The organism is Streptomyces sp. NPDC002784 (assembly GCF_053592135.1).
Genome location: NZ_JBSFVD010000006.1, coordinates 143,040 through 161,299 on the forward strand (window position 1 = coordinate 143,040; position 18,260 = coordinate 161,299).

The following is an 18,260-nucleotide window of genomic DNA, read 5'->3' on the forward strand; positions in this document are numbered from 1 at the left end:
TGAAACACCCCCAGCGTACCGGGCACGTGATGATCGGCTCCCCACATTGTCGGCGGTCTTCGGTGGCAGCCTTCGATCTCCTGTTCTTAGAGTGGGTCAATGCGCACTGGTGAGCCCCTGCCCGCCGTGGAGGAGGTACTCGCCGCTCTGGCGACCGGTCAATGGCACTGGTCCACCGCCACCGGTCTGGTCACGGTGGACGCCGAGGCGGCCAGGCTGCTCGGGCTGCCCGCGGAGCCGGCCACGCTCCGGGAGTCCGAGGTGCGCGCCCGTCTCCACCCCGTCGACTGGAACGAGATCACCGGGGTGATCCAGCTCGCCGTCGCCGAGACCACGCTCGGCGAGGTGCGGGTGCGGATCATGGACGAGCGGGGCGAGGTCGTCCGCATCACCCGCAGCCGCTTCAAACCCGGCTTCGACCCCGACAAGCGGTCCTACGAGGTGATCGGCACCCTCCAGGAGGTCACCGAGCCGACACCGGGCACCCCGGCCGGGCGGCGCGCGGTCACCGGGGACTGGCGGCGCTCCCGGGAGGCGTTCCTGCTGGACGCGGGCCGGGCGCTGGCGGAGGCCCGGTCCACGGAGGAGGTGCTGCGGGTCGCGGCGGGGCTGTCGATGCCGGGGTTCTCCCCGGACGGGCTCGCGGTGTTCGGCGTGGAGGCGGACCGGCTGACGATCATCGGCCACCACGGGCAGCAGCCCGGCGACGAGGGCCCCTTCACGCACATGTCCCTCCAGACCGACTACCCGGCCGCCGAAGTGGTGCGCACCGGCCGGGCGGTCTACCTCTCCTCCCCCGAGCAGTACCGCTCCCGCTACCCGCTGACCTGGCCGCTCGCCGCCCACTTCGGCCGCCGCTCCTGGGCGTTCCTGCCGCTGACGGTGGCCGGGCGCACGATGGGCGCCTGGATGGCCGCGTTCACGTATCCGGTCGCCTTCACCCCCGACGAACGCTCGGTGCTGACGACGGTGGCCCGGATGCTGGCGCAGGCGCTGTCCCGGGCCGGGGCCGCGGAGACCCAACGGGAGCTCACCGACGGCCTCCAGCGCTCCATGCTGCCCATGCTCGCCCCCCGGGAGATACCGGGCATGAGCGTCGCCGCCCGCTATGTGCCCACCGGCGGCGGCCTCCAGGTCGGCGGTGACTGGTACGACATGATCCCGCTGCCCGGCGGAGACAGGTTCGCCCTGGTCATCGGGGACGTGCAGGGCCATGACGTACGGGCCGCCGGGCTGATGGGCCAGCTGCGGATCGCCCTGCGCGCCTACGCCTCCGAGGGACACCGCCCGGACGCCGTGCTCTCCCGCGCCTCCCGCTTCCTGCACGGCATGACGGACGGCGACCCCGACTCCCTCGACCTGCGCTTCGCGACCTGCCTGTACGTCGAGGTCGACCCCGCGACGGCGGCCCTGGAGATCGCCCGTGCCGGGCACCCGGACCCGGCGATCCGGCTGGCGGACGGCACGGTGCTGACCCGCCCCACGGCGGGCGGGCTGCCGCTCGGCATCGATCCGGACGCGGACTACCCGACGACCAGGGTCGTGATGGAGCCCGGCGAGACGATGCTGCTGTGCACCGACGGTCTGATCGAGACCGGCGGCCACGACATGGAGACCGGCTGGAAGCGGATCCGCTCGATCCTGGAGGCGCACCAGGGCGACCCCGAGGAGCTGGCGGACGCCCTGGTGCAGGCGGTGCACGGGCCCTCCTCGCACCACACCACCGGCCCGCTGGCCGACCGGCGCGAGGACGACATAGCCGTGGTGCTGCTGTGCCGTGACGGGGAGGGCTGCGGCTGCGGGGAGTCCGTCGCCGTACGGCCGGCCGTGCGCCGCACGATGCTGACGGTGGCCCAGGACGAGCCCGAGCGGGTCGCGGTGGCCCGGCAACTGCTGCGGGAGCTGCTGCACGACTGGCCCTCCGACGACCAGATCGACTCGGCGGTGCTGCTGCTGTCCGAGACGCTGACGAACGTCCTCGTGCACACCGACGCCGACGCCCTGCTGCTGGCCGAGGTGCGCGGCGAGGCGGGCGGGCGCCGGATGCGCGTGGAGGTCACCGACACCAGCGACGACCTGCCGCACAAGCGCCGCCCCGGCGAGCTGGCCTCCTCCGGCCGGGGCCTGATGCTGATCGAGCTGCTCGCGGACACCTGGGGGGTGGATCCGCGGGGCGAGGGCAAGAGCATCTGGTTCGAGCTGGCCGAACGGGACGGGACGGGGACGTAGGCCGAGGGCTACGGCTCGGGTGCGGGCTCGCGCGTGCGCAGCTCATGGACGATCCCGAACGCCGCCGCCGTGAGCGGCAGCGCCAGCAGCATCCCGAGGATGCCGGCCACCGAGGCGCCCGCGGTGATCGTCAGCATCACCACCGCCGGGTGCATCTGCACGGTGCGGCTCTGGATCATCGGCTGGAGTACATGCCCCTCCAGCATCTGTACGGCGAGCACGACGCCGAGCACCCACAGCGCGATCACGAATCCCCGGTCGGCCAGCGCGACGAGGACGGCGACCGCACCGGAGAGGAAGGCGCCGAGGTAGGGGATGTAGGCGCCGACGAAGACCAGGGCGGCGAGTCCGACGGCGCCCGGCACATCCAGGATCAGCAGGCCCACCAGGATGCAGATCGCGTCGATGAACGCGATGAAGGTGGTCCCCCGCATGAACCCCTCGACCGCCTCGAACGCCCGCCGCGCCATCGCCTCCACGGTGTCGGCGGTGCCGCGCGGCGCCATCGTCCGCAGGGTGCCGGCGGCCCGGTCGGAGTCGCGCAGGAAGAAGAAGACGAGCAGCAGCGCCAGTACGGCCATGGCGATGGCCTCGCCGACGACGCTGATCCCGCTGATGACGCCCGAGGCGGCGGTGCCGCCGAACTTGGAGAGCAGTCCCCGGGCGTTGGAGGCGATGTCGTCCAGCGAGGTGCCGGCGGCCCCGAAGTGATCGGCGAGATCCGCGGCGGCGGTCCGGAGCGAGGCGACGATCTCGTCACCGGAGTCGACGAGCGCGGCCACCACGAGGTACACGGCCCCGCCGACCACGGCCACCACGGCGACACAGGTGACGGCGGCCGCGATCGACCGGTTGACGCCCGCCTTGACCAGGCGCCGGTGGAACGGCCCGAGCAGCGCGCTGCCGAGCAGCGCGAGCAGCACCGGCACGATGGCCGTACGGAACTCCGCGCACAGCCGGATGCCGACGTACACCACCCCGGCGACCAGCAACGTCACGGCACACCAGGCCCCGACCCGCCACACGGGCCCGGGAAGCAGCGCTCGGGAGTCCTGCACCCTCCCACCCGATCACGCGCGGGGTGGGCCCACCTTCCGGCGGACCCACCCGGGTGACGAGGTGTCAGTACGCGGCCTACAGCCCGCCCTCGGTCATCCCGTGGACGGCCGGAACGGTGCCGAGGCGGCCCTTCTGGAAGTCCTCGAACGCCTGCTGCAGCTCCTCGCGGGTGTTCATGACGAACGGGCCGTAGTGGGCCATGGGCTCGCGGATGGGCTGCCCGCCGAGGAGGACGACTTCCAGGTCCGGGGTGTGGGAGTCCTGCTTGTCGTCCGCGCGGACGGTCAGCGAACCGCCGGTGCCGAAGACGGCGGTCTGGCCCAGGTGGATCGGACGGCGTTCGGCACCGACCGCGCCCTTGCCCGCCAGCACGTACGCCAGGCCGTTGAAGTCCTCGCGCCAGGGCAGGGTCAGCTCCGCGCCCGGCGCCAGGGTGGCGTGCACCATCGTGATCGGGGTGTGGGTGATGCCGGGACCGGCGTGCCCGTCCAGCTCACCGGCGATCACGCGCAGCAGCGCGCCGCCGTCGGGCGTGGTCAGCAGCTGCACGTTGCCGCCGCGGATGTCCTGGTAGCGCGGGGGCATCATCTTGTCCTTGGCCGGCAGGTTCACCCACAGCTGGAGGCCGTGGAAGAGGCCGCCGGACATCACCAGGTGCTCCGGCGGCGCCTCGATGTGCAGCAGTCCGGACCCGGCGGTCATCCACTGGGTGTCGCCGTTGGTGATGGTGCCGCCACCGCCCTGGCTGTCCTGGTGGTCGAAGATGCCGTCGATGATGTAGGTGACGGTCTCGAAGCCGCGGTGGGGATGCCAAGGGGTGCCTTTCGGCTCACCCGGCTGATATTCCACCTCACCCATCTGGTCCATCATGATGAACGGGTCCAGATGGCGGTAATCGATCCCGGCGAACGCGCGGCGCACCGGGAAGCCCTCGCCCTCGAAACCGCTCGGCGCGGTCGTGACGGCGAGCACGGGACGGGCCACGGCCTCCGCGGGTGCGGCGACTCGGGGCAGCGTCAGCGGGTTCTCGACGGTCACTGCAGGCATGTCGGTACCTCCTTGGGCGACGTACATCCGAGTTTAGTTGAGCATTGAACTTCCTGCCACCCGTAACGGCGGAAGCCCGGAGGGCATTCCCCCGGGCTTTCGCCTTCACCCTCAGTTGCTGAAGTAGAGGTACTTCCAGGACCCGTACGTCGTCGAGTTCACGCTGTCGCCGGACGAGCCGTTGACGTACACCGACCGCATCCGCGCCCGGATCCCCGACTCACCGGGCGCCTCCAGGGTCACGGCCGACTTCCCGCTGGTGCCGAGCGGGAAGTACTGCGAGTCCGCCGAGTACCACGAGCCCTGGTAGTAGACCTGCAGGTCGAAGCGCTGCTGGCGGCCCGGGTAGTAGGACATCGTCGTGGTGAGCAGCGGGTCGGTGCTCTTGCGGAACCAGTAGTACGTCGTCGACCCGATCTTCGCCGTCTTGTAGTGCTTGGAGACGGCGGTGGAGACCTTCACCTTGGCGTACGCCGTGACGTTCACCGTCTTCGGCTTGTAGCGGGCGTCGCCCTTGAACACCGCGGTGACGGTGGTGTCCCGGGTCATGTCCACCCAGGCGGCGATGTTGCCGTCGGAGTTGACCGTGCCGCTCTTGATCAGCTTCTTCGGCTTGTCACCGCCGAAGGGGTTGGCCCAGATCTCGACCGAGCGGTTCTTGTACGTCGTGCCGAGGTGCGCGGTGAACTTGACGTCGGCGCCGTGGCTGTACAGCTTGCCGTTGTTGTTCAGGCTGAGCGAGGTCGAGGCACGGGAGACCTCGACGGTGTCGGAGGCGCTCACCGCGGTGTGCGCGGCGTCGCCCGCGTACTTCACCGTGTACTTGACCTTGCCGCCGGCCGGCGGGGTGGTGGTGAAGGAGTACGTGCCGTCGGCCTTGACCGTCACCGGGGCCAGCGCCTTGCCGTCGGGGCTCTCCACGTCGGTACGGGTGACGCTCAGCTGGACGCCGGCGGGCAGCGCCACGGTCGCCGAGATCTTGCCGGTGACGGTGAGCTGCTTGGCGCGGGTGGCGGTCGAGGGGGCGTTGACCGTGAGGGTGGGGACGTTCTTCGTCGGGTCGGTGAGGGCCTTGAGGGTGTAGCGGCCGCCCGAGGTGCCGACCAGCGCGAAGATACGGGAGGAGTCCGGTGCCCACGTCAGGTCGGGGGTGCCGTACGTGCCCACGTCGTACGTGCGCAGCGGCTTCGTCGCGTCGGGCCGGAACACGGCCAGCTTCGTGCCGTTGAACTGCGCGACCAGTCCGTCGGGGGCGATGTCGGCGTGGTGGCCGGTCGGGTACGTGCCGACCTGCTTGAAGCCGCCGTTCTCGTAGCCGTCCCGCAGATGGCCGTTGACCAGCACCTGCGGGGCGGCCGGAACCACGTCGATGTCGCTGATGCCCTGGTTCAGGGTGTAGTCGCCATTGTGGAAGGCGACCGTCTTCAGGCTGCCGTCCGTGACGTTGAACACGGCCATCGAGTCCGAGGACAGACCGGTCTCGCCCACGGCCAGCAGACCGGGGGTGTTCGGATCGGTGTCGAGCAGGCCCGGATCGTTGATCCAGGTGCCCGACGGCAGCCCGTGGAGTGTCACCGGATCGGTGCCGCTCGCCGGGTCGACCGAGCCGATGCCGCTGCTCCACTGGTCGCCGTAGCTGAACCACAGCTTGCCTGCGGTGAAGGCGACGTAGCGCGGTCCCTTGTCGGTGGCGACGAAGTATCGCGCCTTTACGTCGAGGGTGGCCGGGTCCAGGGCCACGATCTCGTGCAGTGCCGGCGAGGCCGCGTACAGCGTGCTGCCGTCGTCCGACAGCGCCAGGTCGGTGACGCCGGGGACACCGCTCACCGATTCGAGCACGGCACCGGACCAGTCGGCGGCCACGACCGTGCCGGCCGAGCTGTCACCGACGAAGACCCGCCGGTGGACGCCGTCCGCGACGATGCCGCCGGGCGCGCCGACCACGGCGCCGGCCGCCGACGCGGGACCGGCGGCCACGACGCTCAGCGCCGCCGAGCTGAACAGGACCGCGAGCGACGTCGCGGCCGAAATGCTGCGCATGCGCACAGTGTTGAACCCCCACAGAAGTCCCGGCATGGCCGGGAGATGATGAGAGCGCCGCGCGGCACCCGGACGTGGACCGCGGGAAGGCGGTGACGTGCGGGGCGCGGCTGCCAGGGGGCACTCTATGGCATGGCTGTGACAACGGGGAGGGGGATATTCCGGCCCCCCTCCCGCCCGGTGGGGTCCGGCTAGCCGTACATCCGGCGCATCGCGAAGTCGACCATCTGCTCGACCGCCTTCGCGTCGAAGACCATGCGGTGCTCGCCCTCCATGTCGAGGACGAAGCCGTAGCCGGTCGGCAGCAGGTCGATCACCTCGGCGCCGGTGATGACGAAGTACTTGGACTCCTTGCCCGCGTACCGGCGCAGCTCCTTGAGGGAGGTGAACATCGGGATCACCGGCTGCTGGGTGTTGTGCAGGGCGAGGAAGCCGGGGTTGTCACCGCGGGGGCAGTAGACCTTGGAGGTCGCGAAGACCTGCTGGAAGTCCTCCGCGGACATCTGGCCCGTGGTGAAGGCCCGCACCGCGTCCGCGAGCGAGGGCGGGGACGGCTCGGGGTAGAGCGGGGGCTGCTGGCCGTAGCCGCCGGACATGGGCTGCTGCGGCGGGGCGTAGCCCTGTTGTGCGGCGCCGCCGTCCATGGGCTGGCCGTATCCATACATGCGCGCAAGCCTACCGAGCGGACGGAGGCGGAGGGCCGGTACGGCGGGCCGGGCGAACCGACAGCGGCCTGACAGCCGACGCACAGCGCGCCGCCGTAGCGTCCGTCGCCGGAAGCCGAGCCAGGGGAGACAGACCATGCGCAGCCACCACGACGACGAGGTCCACGAGCACGACCGGGGACTCTCCTACGACCTTCCCGTCCTCGCCCGCCGACGGATGATCCGGCTCATGGCGGGGGCGGGCCTGATCCCGCTGGTGGGCTGCTCCGCCGAGGACGGCACCGCCGCGAGCCCCGCTGCCTCCTCCTCGGCCGGGTCCCCGCCCTCCGCCTCCTCCGCCGAGTGTGCCGTGATCCCCGAGGAGACCGCCGGTCCCTACCCCGGCGACGGTTCCAACGGGGTCAACGTGCTCAAGGAGAGCGGTGTCGTGCGCGGCGACATCACCTCCAGCTTCGGCGACTCGGCCGGCGGCACCGCCGAGGGCGTGCCCCTGACGATCACGCTCACGGTCGTCGACGCCGCCTCCGGCTGCGGGACCCCCAAGGCGGGCGCCGCGGTCTACCTGTGGCACTGCGACCGGGACGGCAACTACTCCCTGTACTCGGAGGGTGTCACGGAGGAGAACTACCTGCGGGGCGTCCAGGAGACCGACGACGAGGGCCGGGTCACCTTCACGAGCATCTTCCCCGCCTGCTACACCGGCCGCTGGCCGCACATCCACTTCGAGGTCTACGGCAGCCTCGCCGACGCCACCTCGGCGACCTCCATCACCAGTACCTCGCAGCTCGCGCTGCCCCAGGACGTCTGCGAGACGGTGTACGCGACGGACGGCTACGGCCACGCTGACCATTCCGGTGTGACCCGTCACAGATGGCCGGATCGAGGTTGCGCCTTATTACCGACGGGTAGCATCATCGGAGCTACTTGTTGGTACGTGAACTAGCGCGAGGATCCAGTGCCTCGCCGATCTCTCTACGGAGCCGTCGCCATGGGGCACTACAAGTCGAATCTCCGCGACATCGAGTTCAACCTCTTCGAGGTGCTCGGGCGCGACAAGCTGTACGGCACCGGACCCTTCGCCGAGATGGACACGGACACCGCGAAGAGCATCCTCGGGGAGATGACCCGCCTCGCGGAGAACGACCTCGCGGAGTCCTTCGCCGACGCCGACCGCAACCCGCCGGTCTTCGACCCGGAGACGAACACCGCGCCGGTCCCCGCGTCCTTCAAGAAGAGCTACAAGGCGTTCATGGAGTCCGAGTACTGGCGCCTCGGCCTCCCGGAGGAGATCGGCGGCACCACCGCTCCCCCGTCGCTGATCTGGTCGTACGCGGAGCTGATCCTCGGCGCCAACCCGGCCGTGTGGATGTACTCCTCCGGTCCGGCCTTCGCCGGGATCCTCTACGACGAGGGCAACGACGTCCAGAAGAGGATCGCCCAGATCGCCGTCGAGCGGACCTGGGGCTCCACCATGGTGCTGACCGAGCCCGACGCGGGCTCCGACGTCGGCGCCGGGCGCACCAAGGCCGTCCAGCAGGAGGACGGCTCCTGGCACATCGAGGGCGTGAAGCGCTTCATCACCTCCGGTGAGCACGACATGGAGGAGAACATCCTCCACTACGTCCTCGCCCGCCCCGAGGGCCACGGCCCCGGCACCAAGGGCCTGTCCCTCTTCCTGGTCCCGAAGTACCTCTTCGACTTCGAGACCGGCGAGCTGGGCGAGCGCAACGGTGTCTACGCCACCAACGTCGAGCACAAGATGGGCCTGAAGGCCTCCAACACCTGCGAGATGACCTTCGGCGACCGGCACCCCGCCAAGGGCTGGCTGATCGGCGACAAGCACGACGGCATCCGCCAGATGTTCCGCATCATCGAGTTCGCCCGCATGATGGTCGGCACGAAGGCCATCTCCACGCTCTCCACCGGCTACCTCAACGCCCTGGAGTACGCCAAGGAGCGCGTCCAGGGTCCGGACCTGGCGAACTTCATGGACAAGACCGCGCCCAAGGTCACCATCACCCACCACCCCGACGTGCGCCGCGCGCTGATGACGCAGAAGGCGTACGCCGAGGGCATGCGCGCCCTCGTCCTCTACACCGCCTCCGTCCAGGACGCCATCGCCGTCAAGGAGGCCGCCGGCGAGGACGCCAAGGCCGAGCACGCGCTCAACGACCTGCTCCTGCCGATCGTGAAGGGCTACGGCTCCGAGAAGGGCTACGAGCAGCTCGCCCAGTCGCTGCAGACCTTCGGCGGCTCCGGGTTCCTCCAGGAGTACCCGATCGAGCAGTACATCCGGGACGCCAAGATCGACACCCTCTACGAGGGCACCACCGCCATCCAGGGCCAGGACTTCTTCTTCCGGAAGATCGTCCGCAACCAGGGTGCCGCGCTGAACGGCCTCGCCGAGGACATCAAGAAGTTCCTGGCGCTCGGCACCGGCGGCGAGGAACTGGCCGGTGCCCGCGAGCACCTGGCCAAGGCCGCCGTCGAACTGGAGGCGATCGTCGGCCTGATGCTGACCGACCTGGCCGCCACCGAGCAGGACGTCAAGAACATCTACAAGGTCGGCCTGAACACCACCCGCCTGCTGATGGCCTCCGGTGACGTCGTCGTCGGCTACCTGCTGCTCAAGGGCGCCGCCGTGGCGGCCGAGAAGCTGGAGACGGCCTCCGCCAAAGACAAGCCCTTCTACACCGGCAAGATCGCGGCGGCGAAGTTCTTCGCGGCCAACGTCCTGCCCGGCGTCACCGGCGCGCGCAAGCTCGCCCAGGGCGTCGAGCTGGACCTGATGGAGCTGGACGAAGCCGCCTTCTAGTCCCCGCCTCTTTCCCCGCCAGGGCCCGCCTCCTCACAAACGGGGGGCGGGCCCTGGTACGTCGTTAAGGTGAACCCCATGAGCGAACCCTCCCGCTTCGACCGCGGCCACACCGACGACCTCATGTCCTTCCTGGCGGCCGGACCGTCGCCGTACCACGCCGTGGCGAACACCGCCGAGCGGCTGGAGAAGGCAGGATTCCGCCAGGTCGCCGAGACGGACGCCTGGGACGGGACGAGCGGCGGCAAGTACGTGGTACGGGGCGGCGCGATCGTGGCCTGGTACGTGCCCGAGGGGGCCGCGGCGCACACCCCGTTCCGGATCGTCGGCGCGCACACCGACTCCCCCAACCTGCGCGTCAAGCCGCTGCCCGACTCCGGGGCGCACGGCTGGCGGCAGGTGGCCGTGGAGGTCTACGGCGGACCCCTGCTCAACTCCTGGCTCGACCGCGACCTGGGCCTGGCCGGCCGGCTGGCCCTGCGCGAGGGCTCGACCCGGCTGGTGAACATCGACCGGCCCCTGCTGCGCGTCCCCCAACTCGCCATCCACCTGGACCGCGCGGTCTCCTCCGAGGGCCTCAAGCTCGACAAGCAGCGCCACCTCCAGCCGATTTGGGGACTCGGCGACGATGTCCGCGACGGCGATCTGATCGCCTTCCTGGAGGAGGAGAGCGGACTGACGGCGGGCGAGGTCACCGGCTGGGACCTGATGGTGCACTCCGTCGAACCGCCCGCCTACCTCGGCCGCGACCGCGAACTGCTGGCCGGGCCGCGCATGGACAACCTGCTCTCGGTGCACGCCGCGGTGGCGGCGCTGACGGCCGTGTCCGGCCCGGACCTGCCGTACATCCCCGTCCTCGCCGCCTTCGACCACGAGGAGAACGGCTCGCAGTCCGACACCGGCGCGGACGGACCGCTGCTCGGCGGAGTGCTGGAGCGCTCGGTGTTCGCGCGCGGAGGGTCCTACGAGGACAAGGCCCGTGCCTTCGCCGGGACGGTGTGCCTCTCCTCCGACACCGGGCACGCCGTGCACCCCAACTACGCCGAGCGGCACGACCCCACGCACCACCCGCGGATCAACGGCGGGCCGATCCTCAAGGTCAACGTCAACAACCGCTACGCCACGGACGGTTCGGGCCGCGCGGTGTTCGCCGCCGCCTGCGAACGCGCCGGGGTGCCCTTCCAGTCCTTCGTCTCCAACAACTCCATGCCCTGCGGCACCACCATCGGCCCGATCACCGCGGCCCGGCACGGCATCCGCACCGTCGACATCGGCGTGGCGATCCTCTCCATGCACAGCGCACGCGAACTGTGCGGCGCCGACGACCCGTTCCTCCTGGCGAACACGCTGGTTGCCTTCCTGCGGGGGTAGTCCGCGGCGATACGGGGTACCCGCCAGCGACCGGAACCACCGGACAGGGAGGCGACAACTCATGGGCCTCGGCGGGTGCATCATCCTCATCGCCGTGGGAGCCATCCTCACGTTCGCAACGGATTGGAACATGGAGGGCGTCAATCTCGACCTCGTCGGGGTCATCCTGATGATCGTCGGATTGATCGGCGTGACCACGTTCAGCAGCATCGCCCGGCGCAGGCGGGTGGTGGTACCGCCCACCACACCGCCGACCGTGATCGACGAGGGGGGACACCACCGGCGCAACGACGGCTACAGCAACGGCTACGGCGCCTGAGCGTCCAGGCCCGCGAGTACCAGGGGCAGGCGGTCCGCTCCGCCTTCGACGAGGCGGACGGGCACGCCCCAGTCCTGCTGGTGCACATGGCAGGCCGGGTACTCGTGGGCGGGGTCGTCGTCACAGGACGCGGCCATCGCCGAGATGTGCAGGACGCCCTCCGCGATCCCGGGATCGAGGCGCAGGGTGCGGGAGAGTTCCGTGTCCGCGCCCTCGCCCCGCAGCAGCAGGCCGGGCGGGGTGGCGGAGACCAGCAGACGCGTCGAGGGGCCGTACCGCGTGTCCGGCTTCTGGCCGGGCGGCGCCTGGAAGATCACGTCCAACCGGAGCGTGCCCGGGGCCACTTCGGTGGCGGCGCGCTGGGTGCGGTGGGCGACGGACTCCACCCGCACCGCCTCTTCCGGCAACCGCAGCCGGGTCAGCCGGTGCCGGGCCGACTCCACGACCACGATGTCCTCGCCGGCCAGCACCGCGGCACTGGGCTCGCGCAGATCGGTGGCCAGGGTGGTGACCTCGCCGGTCGCCGGGTCGTAGCGGCGCAGGGCGTGGTTGTACGTGTCGCTGACGGCCACCGAGCCGTCGGGCAGCGCCGTCACGCCCAACGGGTGCTGGAACAGGGCCTGTCCGGCGGGGCCGTCGCGGTGCCCGAAGTCGAACAGGCCGGTGCCGACCGCGGTGCGCACGGTGCCGTCGGGATCCACCCAGCGCAGGGCGCTGGTCTCGGAGTCGGCGACCCAGAGGCGGTCGGCGGTGGCGGCGAGCCCGGAGGGCTGCGCGAACCACGCCTCGGCGGCGGGCCCGTCGACCAGCCCCTCGTTGGTGGTCCCGGCCGCGACGGCCACGGTGCCGTCCTGAAGGTCGTACGTCCACAGCTGGTGGATGCCCGCCATGGCGATCCACACCTTGCCCTGCCAGAAGGCCACGTCCCAGGGCGAGGAGAGGTTGACCTCCCGGCCGGGGCCGCCGGTGGCGTCGCCCCGCATCCACTGCTCGCCCGTGCCGGCCAGGGTCGTGGTGCGGCCCGACTCCGGGTCGAAGCGCCGCAGCTTGTGGTTCACCGTGTCGGCGACGACCACGGACCCGTCCGGCAGCAGCGCCAGCCCCTGCGGCTCGTTGAACCGTGAGCGCGCCGAGGTGCCGTCCGTCGCCCCCCGGTGATCCCCCTGGCCGATCCGCCGCACGGCCGTCTCCCCGTCCGGCGCCAGCTCCACCAGCTGATGCCGGGTGGTGTCACTGACCAGGAAGTTCCCGGACGGCAGCAGCACCGCCTTGCCCGGGAACCTGAGCGCGGTCGGCTCCGGCTCCGGCGCCACGTAGGGCCCGCCGCCGCGCCGGAGCGTGCCCTTCGCCCCGTGCTCGGCCGCCAGCTCCGTCACCAGCCGCTCGATCGCGTGCACATGCCCTTCCCCGGCGTGCTGGGCGACGACGTACCCCTCGGGGTCGACGACCACGAGCGTGGGCCAGGCCCGCACCGCGTACTGCTTCCAGGTCGCGAGCTCCGGGTCGTCCAGCACGGGATGCTCCACCCCGTACCGCTCCACGGCGTCCACGACCGCCTGGTGCTCGGCCTCATGGACGAACTTCGGCGAGTGCACCCCGACGACCACGACGGTGTCGGGGTGCTTGTGCTCCAGGGCCCGCAGTTCGTCGATGACGTGCAGGCAGTTCACACAGCAGAAGGTCCAGAAGTCCAGGATCAGTACGCGGCCCCGGAAGTCGGCGAGCCTCAGGTCCTTCCCGCCGGTGTTGATCCACCCGCCGCGGCCGGTCAGCTCGGGGGCGCGGACGCGGACGCGGCGGGGTGCGGAAGCGGTCATGGATCAAGGGTGCCACCCGGCACCGACAGTCACCTCAGCGCGTGTCCGGTGGTGACGTCCACGTGGGCGGGGACCTCTTCGTGGCGGTCGCCGACGGTGGAGGTGCCGGAGGGCTCCAGCAGGAGGATGTCGGTGGGGACGGGGGCGTACGGCTTGTGCTCGGTGCCGCGGGGGACCGTGAAGACCGACAGCGGGGGCAGGACGACCGTGCGCTCCCCGGCCGGCTCCCGCAGGCTGATGTGCAGCTCGCCGCTGAGCACCAGGAAGAACTCGTCGGTGTCGTCGTGGACGTGCCAGAGGTGCTCGCCCTCCACATGGGTCACGCGGACGTCGTAGTCGTTGACCGTGGTGGCGATGCGGGGGCTCCACTGCTCGGTGAAGGAGGCGAGGGCGGCGGGCAGCGAGACGGGTTCGGGAGTCATGCCGTCATCGTGCGGGTGGCCGGGGACGGCCCACGAGTGCTAGGAATCGCACATGACGCAAGGATCCTCGCAACCGCACCGGGTGGCCGTCATCGTCGACGAGGGCACCAACCCCTTCGAGGTGGGCGTCGCCACCGAGCTGTTCGGCCTGCCGCGGCCCGAGCTCGGCCGGCCCGCCCCGCTGTACGTGGTCACGCTGTGCACGCCCACGCGCGCGGTGCGGATGAACCACGGGTTCTTCACCATGACCGGCACGGCCGGGCTCGACGCCGTGGACGACGCCGACACCCTCGTCGTGCCCGGACGCCCCGACAACGTCGTCCCGCGCGGCGCCGACGTCCTGGACGCCGTCCGCCGCACCCACGCGCGCGGGGCGCGGGTGGTCAGCTTCTGCACGGGCAGCTTCGCGCTCGCCGAGGCCGGGCTGCTGGACGGGCGCCGGGCCACCACGCACTGGATGTGGGCCGAGGCGTTCCGGGAACTGCATCCGCGGGTGCGGCTCGAACCGGACGTGCTCTTCGTGGACGAGGGGCGGATCGGCGAGGGACGGATCCTCACCGCCGCGGGGAGCGCCGCCGCGCTCGACCTCGGCCTGTATCTCGTCCGGCAGGACCACGGCGCCGAGATCGCCAACGCCGTCTCCCGGCGGCTCGTGTTCGCCGCGCACCGGGACGGCGGGCAGCGGCAGTTCGTGGAGCGGCCGGTGCCCGAGGTGCCGGACGAGTCGCTGGGGCCGCTGCTGGCGTGGGCGCAGGAGCGGCTGGGCGAGCCGTTGACGGTGGCGGAGCTGGCGGCGCGGGCCGCGGTGTCGCCGGCCACGCTCCACCGGCGGTTCCGCACCCAGCTGGGGACGACGCCGCTGGCCTGGCTGACCGGGGAGCGGGTGGCGCTGGCCTGCCGGCTGATCGAGCGCGGGGAGGAGCGGCTCGACGTCGTCGCCGCGCGCAGCGGGCTCGGTACGGCGGCCAACCTGCGCGCGCGGGTGCGGCGCGAGACCGGACTCAGCCCGTCGGCCTACCGGCGGCGTTTCGGACCGCGCCCCGGGGAAGCCCTGGTGTCATGAGATTCCTCGTACGCGACCGGCTCCTCGGCTTCGGTGACGACTACTGGATCGAGGACGACCGGGGCAACAAGACCTTCCTCGTCGACGGCAAGGCGATGCGGCTGCGCGACACCTTCGAGCTGAAGGACGCGCGGGGGCGGGTCCTGATCGACATCCGGCAGAAGATGCTCGCCCTGCGGGACACCCTGCTGATCGAGCGGGACGGCGAGCCGCTCGCGACCATCCGCCGCAAGCGGCTGTCCCTGCTGCGCAACCACTACCGGGTGGCGCTGGCCGACGGCAGCACCGAGCTGGACGTCAGCGGCCGGATCCTGGACCGGGAGTTCGCCGTGGAGTACGAGGGCGAGCTGCTCGCCGTCGTCTCCCGCCGCTGGCTGCACGTCCGGGAGACCTACGGCGTGGACGTGGTCCGGGAGGACGCGGACCCGGCGCTGCTGATCGCGGTGGCGGTGTGTGTGATCCACCTGGCGGAGAAGGAGCGGGAGGGGGACTGAATCGCCGTCACAGGCCGCGGTGACTTGTCGTCACAGGACGCGGTCCTTGAGCGCCGGGAACTGTTCCCGGGTGGCCGCGACCTTCGCCGGGTCGAACTCCACCGTGAGGATCTCCTCGCCGGGGCCCGCCTCGGCGAGGACCTCGCCCCAGGGATCCACCACGATCGAGTGACCGGCCTGCGGAACTCCCGCATGCGTCCCGGCCGCTCCACAGGCGAGCACGAACGCCTGGTTCTCCACCGCCCGCGCCTGAGCCAGCAGCGTCCAGTGCGCCCGGCGGCGCTCCGGCCAGCCCGCGGGGACGACCAGGGTCTCGGCGCCGTTGTCGACGAGCCCGCGGAAGAGTTCGGGGAAACGGAGGTCGTAGCAGGTGGCCAGGCCCAGGGTGGTCCCGGGCAGCCGGACCGTCACCAGATCGCGTCCGGCGCCCATCAGCACGGCCTCGCCCTTGTCGAAGCCGAAGCGGTGGATCTTGCGGTAGGCGGCGGCCAGGTCGCCGGAGGGGGCGAAGACCAGGGAGGTGTTGTACAGCGGTCCGTCCGGGTCGCGTTCCGGGATCGAGCCTGCGTGCAGCCAGACGCCCGCGTCGCTCGCGGCCTTCGCCATCGCCTCGTACGTCGGTCCTTCGAGCGGCTCGGCCTCCTGGGCGAACTCCTCGTAGGCGAAGGCGCCGGTGGTCCACAGCTCCGGCAGGACGACCAGATCGGCCCCGGTCTGCCGCCGTACCAGCGAGGCGGCCCGCTCCCGGCGCGAGGCGACCGATTCGCCCTCGTCTACGGCGATCTGGATCAGAGAGGCGCGCACACTACCACCGTCCTGGCATTCGACCCGATCACACGGGCCTACGATCGTCACACGAAAGCACTGCCGGGGTGCCTCTCAGGAGCGTAACTTAACGTCTCAAGACGCCCGCCGACAGCCACCTCCCACTGGCATCGCCGCCACCACCTGCCCGTGTACCGACCGCCGAGGGGTCCCGTTCCGTGAGTCTGCATCCCACCCTCCAGCCCTACGCCGACGCCTGGACCCACTCCATCGAGGCGATATCCGAGCTGGTGCTGCCCCTTGTGGAGGGGGAGTGGAACCGGCGTACGCCGTGCCCGGGCTGGTCGGTGCGGGACGTGGTGTCCCATGTCATCGGCCTGGACTGCGAGATGCTCGGCGACCCGCGGCCCATCCACACGCTGCCCCGCGATCTCTTCCACGTCACCAACGACCACCAGCGCTACATGGAGATGCAGGTCGACGTCCGCCGCCACCACACGGCGCCGGAGATGACCTCCGAGCTGGAGTACACGGTCATCCGCCGCAACCGCCAGTTGCGCAACGAGTCCCGGGACCCGGGCACGAAGGTGCGCGGTCCGCTGGGCACCGAGCAGACCCTGGAGGAGGCCATGCGGGCGCATGCCTTCGATGTGTGGGTCCATGAGCAGGACCTGCGCGCCGCGCTCGGCCGGCCGGGGAACCTCGACTCGCCGGGTGCGCAGGTGGCGCGGGACGTGCTGCTGGCGGCGCTGCCGGACATCGTGGCGGTCAAGGCCGAGGCGCCGCGCAGTTCGGCGATCGTGTTCGACGTGCACGGTCCGGTCGAGTTCCTGCGCACGATCCGGGTGGACATCCAGGGGCGGGGCACGCTGGAGACGGCGCCCGCGCTGGGGCCCGCGGCGACGCTGACCCTGGACTGGGAGACCTTCGTGCGGCTGGCCTGCGGCCGGGTGACGCCGGAGGGGGTCACGGACCGGATCAAGGCGGAGGGCGACCTGGCGCTGGCGGGGGCGATTCTGCGGAACTTCACGGTGACGAAGTAGCGGGAGCGGCACAAAGATCTTGTGGCGCACGTCAGTTCGGTGCTTGTCTGCCTCACATGACCGACACCGAGATCGACGGACCGCCCCGGCTGAGCCGCCTGACCTTCCACAACCCCCTCTCCGAGGCCCGGGCCGAACGGCTGGTGCGCCGGGTCGCGGGCAACGAGCCCTCCACCGTGCTCGACATCGGGTGCGGATGGGGCGAGTTCATGATGCGGGTGCTGGCCGCCGCGCCCGGGGCCACGGGCATCGGCGTCGACATCAACGCCGAGGATCTCGACCGTGGCCGCCGTGAGGCCGCGGAGCGCGGGCTCGCGGGGCGGGTCGAATTCCTGGAGAAGTCCGCGCGGGACGCCGACCTCGGCCCGGCCGACCTGGTGCTCTGTCTCGGGTCCAGCCAGGCCCTGAGCCCGGTGGCGCCGCCCGAGTTCACCCTGGAGGCGCTGCGCGCCCTGCGCGGGCTGGTCAACGACGGCGGCCGGGTGCTGCTCGGTGAGGGTTTCTGGGAGCGCACGCCGACCGCGGAGGAGCTGGCCGGGATGTGGCCGGGGGCCGCCGTCTCGGACCACCACGCCCTCGCGACCCTGCTCGACCTCGCCGTGACCGCCGGTTTCCGGCCCGAGTGGACGGAGACGGCGAACCTCGACGAATGGGAGGAGTTCGAGTCCGGCTACCAGGCCGACCTGGAGGTGTGGCTCGCCCGCAACCCCGGGCACCCCTCGGCGGCCGCCACCCGAGAGCGCCTCGACCGTCACCGGGCCCAGTGGATGACCTACCGCGGGGTACTGGGCATCGCCTACCTCACCCTGATCCCGGCACAGTAAGAACCCCGCCGCCGATCCCGGCCCAGCATGGACCGCGGCGCCGGTCCCAACCCAGTGGGGACCCCGCCCCCAGCCTGATGCCGGCCCAGCAGGGACCGTGGCGTCGGCCCCGGCCCAGTGGGGACCCTGCCCCCGATCTGGTCCCGCTCGGTAGGGCCCCCGCCGCCGGACCCGGCCCGGCAGGGACCCCGCCGCCGGTCCCAACCCAGTGGGGACCCCGCCCCCAGCCTGATGCCGGCCCAGCAGGGACCGTGGCGTCGGCCCCGGCCCAGTGGGGACCCTGCCCC

At 71.4% G+C, this 18,260-nt stretch carries 16 protein-coding genes; 9 read left to right on the forward strand and 7 right to left on the reverse strand.

Annotated elements, in window-relative coordinates; all coding sequences use genetic code 11:
- Positions 1 to 99: 99 nt before the first annotated feature.
- A complete protein-coding gene (locus ACWD1Z_RS14695) occupies positions 100 to 2,229 on the forward strand; it encodes a SpoIIE family protein phosphatase (protein ID WP_451118679.1) in 2,130 nt (709 codons plus the stop codon).
- Between the two features lie 8 nt (positions 2,230 to 2,237).
- On the opposite strand, the gene ACWD1Z_RS14700 is transcribed toward ACWD1Z_RS14695, so the two are convergent.
- From ACWD1Z_RS14700 to ACWD1Z_RS14715, 4 genes are all read right to left on the reverse strand, one after another.
- The gene (locus ACWD1Z_RS14700) at positions 2,238 to 3,287 is read right to left on the reverse strand and encodes an AI-2E family transporter (RefSeq protein WP_451118681.1); all 1,050 of its coding nucleotides are present in this window, start codon (positions 3,285 to 3,287) and stop codon (positions 2,238 to 2,240) included.
- Positions 3,288 to 3,363: 76 nt separating this feature from the next.
- Positions 3,364 to 4,335: a pirin family protein gene (locus ACWD1Z_RS14705; RefSeq protein ID WP_389416711.1), complete on the reverse strand. Its 972-nt coding sequence runs from the start codon at positions 4,333 to 4,335 to the stop codon at positions 3,364 to 3,366.
- A gap of 111 nt (positions 4,336 to 4,446) precedes the next feature.
- Positions 4,447 to 6,375 (reverse strand): Ig-like domain repeat protein, encoded by a 1,929-nt coding sequence (locus ACWD1Z_RS14710; protein WP_451118682.1) that lies wholly within the window; start codon positions 6,373 to 6,375, stop codon positions 4,447 to 4,449.
- Positions 6,376 to 6,566: 191 nt separating this feature from the next.
- Positions 6,567 to 7,040, reverse strand: coding sequence for an SseB family protein (locus ACWD1Z_RS14715; RefSeq protein ID WP_389416709.1), 474 nt, complete (start codon positions 7,038 to 7,040; stop codon positions 6,567 to 6,569).
- Positions 7,041 to 7,176: 136 nt separating this feature from the next.
- Between ACWD1Z_RS14715 and ACWD1Z_RS14720 the strand changes: the two genes are divergently transcribed.
- From ACWD1Z_RS14720 to ACWD1Z_RS14735, 4 genes are all read left to right on the forward strand, one after another.
- Positions 7,177 to 7,983 (forward strand): dioxygenase family protein, encoded by an 807-nt coding sequence (locus tag ACWD1Z_RS14720; protein WP_451118685.1) that lies wholly within the window; start codon positions 7,177 to 7,179, stop codon positions 7,981 to 7,983.
- A 45-nt stretch (positions 7,984 to 8,028) separates the two neighbouring features.
- Complete coding sequence (locus ACWD1Z_RS14725; protein WP_451118686.1) at positions 8,029 to 9,855, forward strand: acyl-CoA dehydrogenase; 1,827 nt, start codon at positions 8,029 to 8,031, stop codon at positions 9,853 to 9,855.
- A 78-nt stretch (positions 9,856 to 9,933) separates the two neighbouring features.
- Positions 9,934 to 11,226 carry a M18 family aminopeptidase gene (locus tag ACWD1Z_RS14730; RefSeq protein ID WP_451118688.1) on the forward strand — a complete coding sequence of 431 codons (1,293 nt, stop codon included), beginning with the start codon at positions 9,934 to 9,936 and terminating at the stop codon, positions 11,224 to 11,226.
- Positions 11,227 to 11,287: 61 nt separating this feature from the next.
- Positions 11,288 to 11,545: a DUF6458 family protein gene (locus ACWD1Z_RS14735; RefSeq protein WP_451118690.1), complete on the forward strand. Its 258-nt coding sequence runs from the start codon at positions 11,288 to 11,290 to the stop codon at positions 11,543 to 11,545.
- On the opposite strand, the gene ACWD1Z_RS14740 is transcribed toward ACWD1Z_RS14735, so the two are convergent.
- Positions 11,533 to 13,362 carry an NHL domain-containing thioredoxin family protein gene (locus ACWD1Z_RS14740; RefSeq protein WP_451118692.1) on the reverse strand — a complete coding sequence of 610 codons (1,830 nt, stop codon included), beginning with the start codon at positions 13,360 to 13,362 and terminating at the stop codon, positions 11,533 to 11,535. The two genes, ACWD1Z_RS14735 and ACWD1Z_RS14740, sit on opposite strands and share 13 nt — an antisense overlap.
- Positions 13,363 to 13,391: 29 nt before the next feature.
- The gene (locus ACWD1Z_RS14745; RefSeq protein ID WP_451118694.1) at positions 13,392 to 13,784 is read right to left on the reverse strand and encodes a cupin domain-containing protein; all 393 of its coding nucleotides are present in this window, start codon (positions 13,782 to 13,784) and stop codon (positions 13,392 to 13,394) included.
- 52 nt (positions 13,785 to 13,836) lie between these two features.
- Here ACWD1Z_RS14745 and ACWD1Z_RS14750 point away from each other — a divergent pair, with 52 nt between their 5' ends.
- Both ACWD1Z_RS14750 and ACWD1Z_RS14755 read left to right on the forward strand, forming a co-directional pair.
- On the forward strand, positions 13,837 to 14,847 hold the full coding sequence (locus ACWD1Z_RS14750) for a GlxA family transcriptional regulator (RefSeq protein ID WP_451118695.1): 1,011 nt from the start codon (positions 13,837 to 13,839) through the stop codon (positions 14,845 to 14,847).
- Complete coding sequence (locus ACWD1Z_RS14755) at positions 14,844 to 15,341, forward strand: LURP-one-related/scramblase family protein (RefSeq protein WP_451118697.1); 498 nt, start codon at positions 14,844 to 14,846, stop codon at positions 15,339 to 15,341. The genes ACWD1Z_RS14750 and ACWD1Z_RS14755 overlap by 4 nt, the downstream gene beginning before the upstream one ends.
- Positions 15,342 to 15,371: 30 nt before the next feature.
- On the opposite strand, the gene ACWD1Z_RS14760 is transcribed toward ACWD1Z_RS14755, so the two are convergent.
- A complete protein-coding gene (locus ACWD1Z_RS14760; protein ID WP_451118698.1) occupies positions 15,372 to 16,145 on the reverse strand; it encodes a carbon-nitrogen family hydrolase in 774 nt (257 codons plus the stop codon).
- Between the two features lie 179 nt (positions 16,146 to 16,324).
- Between ACWD1Z_RS14760 and ACWD1Z_RS14765 the strand changes: the two genes are divergently transcribed.
- Entirely contained in the window at positions 16,325 to 17,149 is an 825-nt protein-coding gene (locus ACWD1Z_RS14765) for a maleylpyruvate isomerase family mycothiol-dependent enzyme (protein WP_451118700.1), read from the forward strand.
- 56 nt (positions 17,150 to 17,205) lie between these two features.
- Complete coding sequence (locus ACWD1Z_RS14770; protein ID WP_451118702.1) at positions 17,206 to 17,973, forward strand: SAM-dependent methyltransferase; 768 nt, start codon at positions 17,206 to 17,208, stop codon at positions 17,971 to 17,973.
- Positions 17,974 to 18,260 lie beyond the last annotated feature (287 nt).

Excerpts from the sequence above, each read along its gene's own strand:
- ACWD1Z_RS14695 (WP_451118679.1), top strand. The coding sequence starts at position 100 with ATGCGCACTGGTGAGCCCCTGCCCGCCGTGGAGGAGGTACTCGCCGCT.
- ACWD1Z_RS14705 (WP_389416711.1), bottom strand. The coding sequence starts at position 4,335 with ATGCCTGCAGTGACCGTCGAGAACCCGCTGACGCTGCCCCGAGTCGCC.
- ACWD1Z_RS14710 (WP_451118682.1), bottom strand. The coding sequence starts at position 6,375 with ATGCGCAGCATTTCGGCCGCGACGTCGCTCGCGGTCCTGTTCAGCTCG.
- ACWD1Z_RS14715 (WP_389416709.1), bottom strand. The coding sequence starts at position 7,040 with ATGTATGGATACGGCCAGCCCATGGACGGCGGCGCCGCACAACAGGGC.
- ACWD1Z_RS14720 (WP_451118685.1), top strand. The coding sequence starts at position 7,177 with ATGCGCAGCCACCACGACGACGAGGTCCACGAGCACGACCGGGGACTC.
- ACWD1Z_RS14725 (WP_451118686.1), top strand. The coding sequence starts at position 8,029 with ATGGGGCACTACAAGTCGAATCTCCGCGACATCGAGTTCAACCTCTTC.
- ACWD1Z_RS14730 (WP_451118688.1), top strand. The coding sequence starts at position 9,934 with ATGAGCGAACCCTCCCGCTTCGACCGCGGCCACACCGACGACCTCATG.
- ACWD1Z_RS14735 (WP_451118690.1), top strand. The coding sequence starts at position 11,288 with ATGGGCCTCGGCGGGTGCATCATCCTCATCGCCGTGGGAGCCATCCTC.
- ACWD1Z_RS14740 (WP_451118692.1), bottom strand. The coding sequence starts at position 13,362 with ATGACCGCTTCCGCACCCCGCCGCGTCCGCGTCCGCGCCCCCGAGCTG.
- ACWD1Z_RS14745 (WP_451118694.1), bottom strand. The coding sequence starts at position 13,784 with ATGACTCCCGAACCCGTCTCGCTGCCCGCCGCCCTCGCCTCCTTCACC.
- ACWD1Z_RS14750 (WP_451118695.1), top strand. The coding sequence starts at position 13,837 with ATGACGCAAGGATCCTCGCAACCGCACCGGGTGGCCGTCATCGTCGAC.
- ACWD1Z_RS14755 (WP_451118697.1), top strand. The coding sequence starts at position 14,844 with ATGAGATTCCTCGTACGCGACCGGCTCCTCGGCTTCGGTGACGACTAC.
- ACWD1Z_RS14770 (WP_451118702.1), top strand. The coding sequence starts at position 17,206 with ATGACCGACACCGAGATCGACGGACCGCCCCGGCTGAGCCGCCTGACC.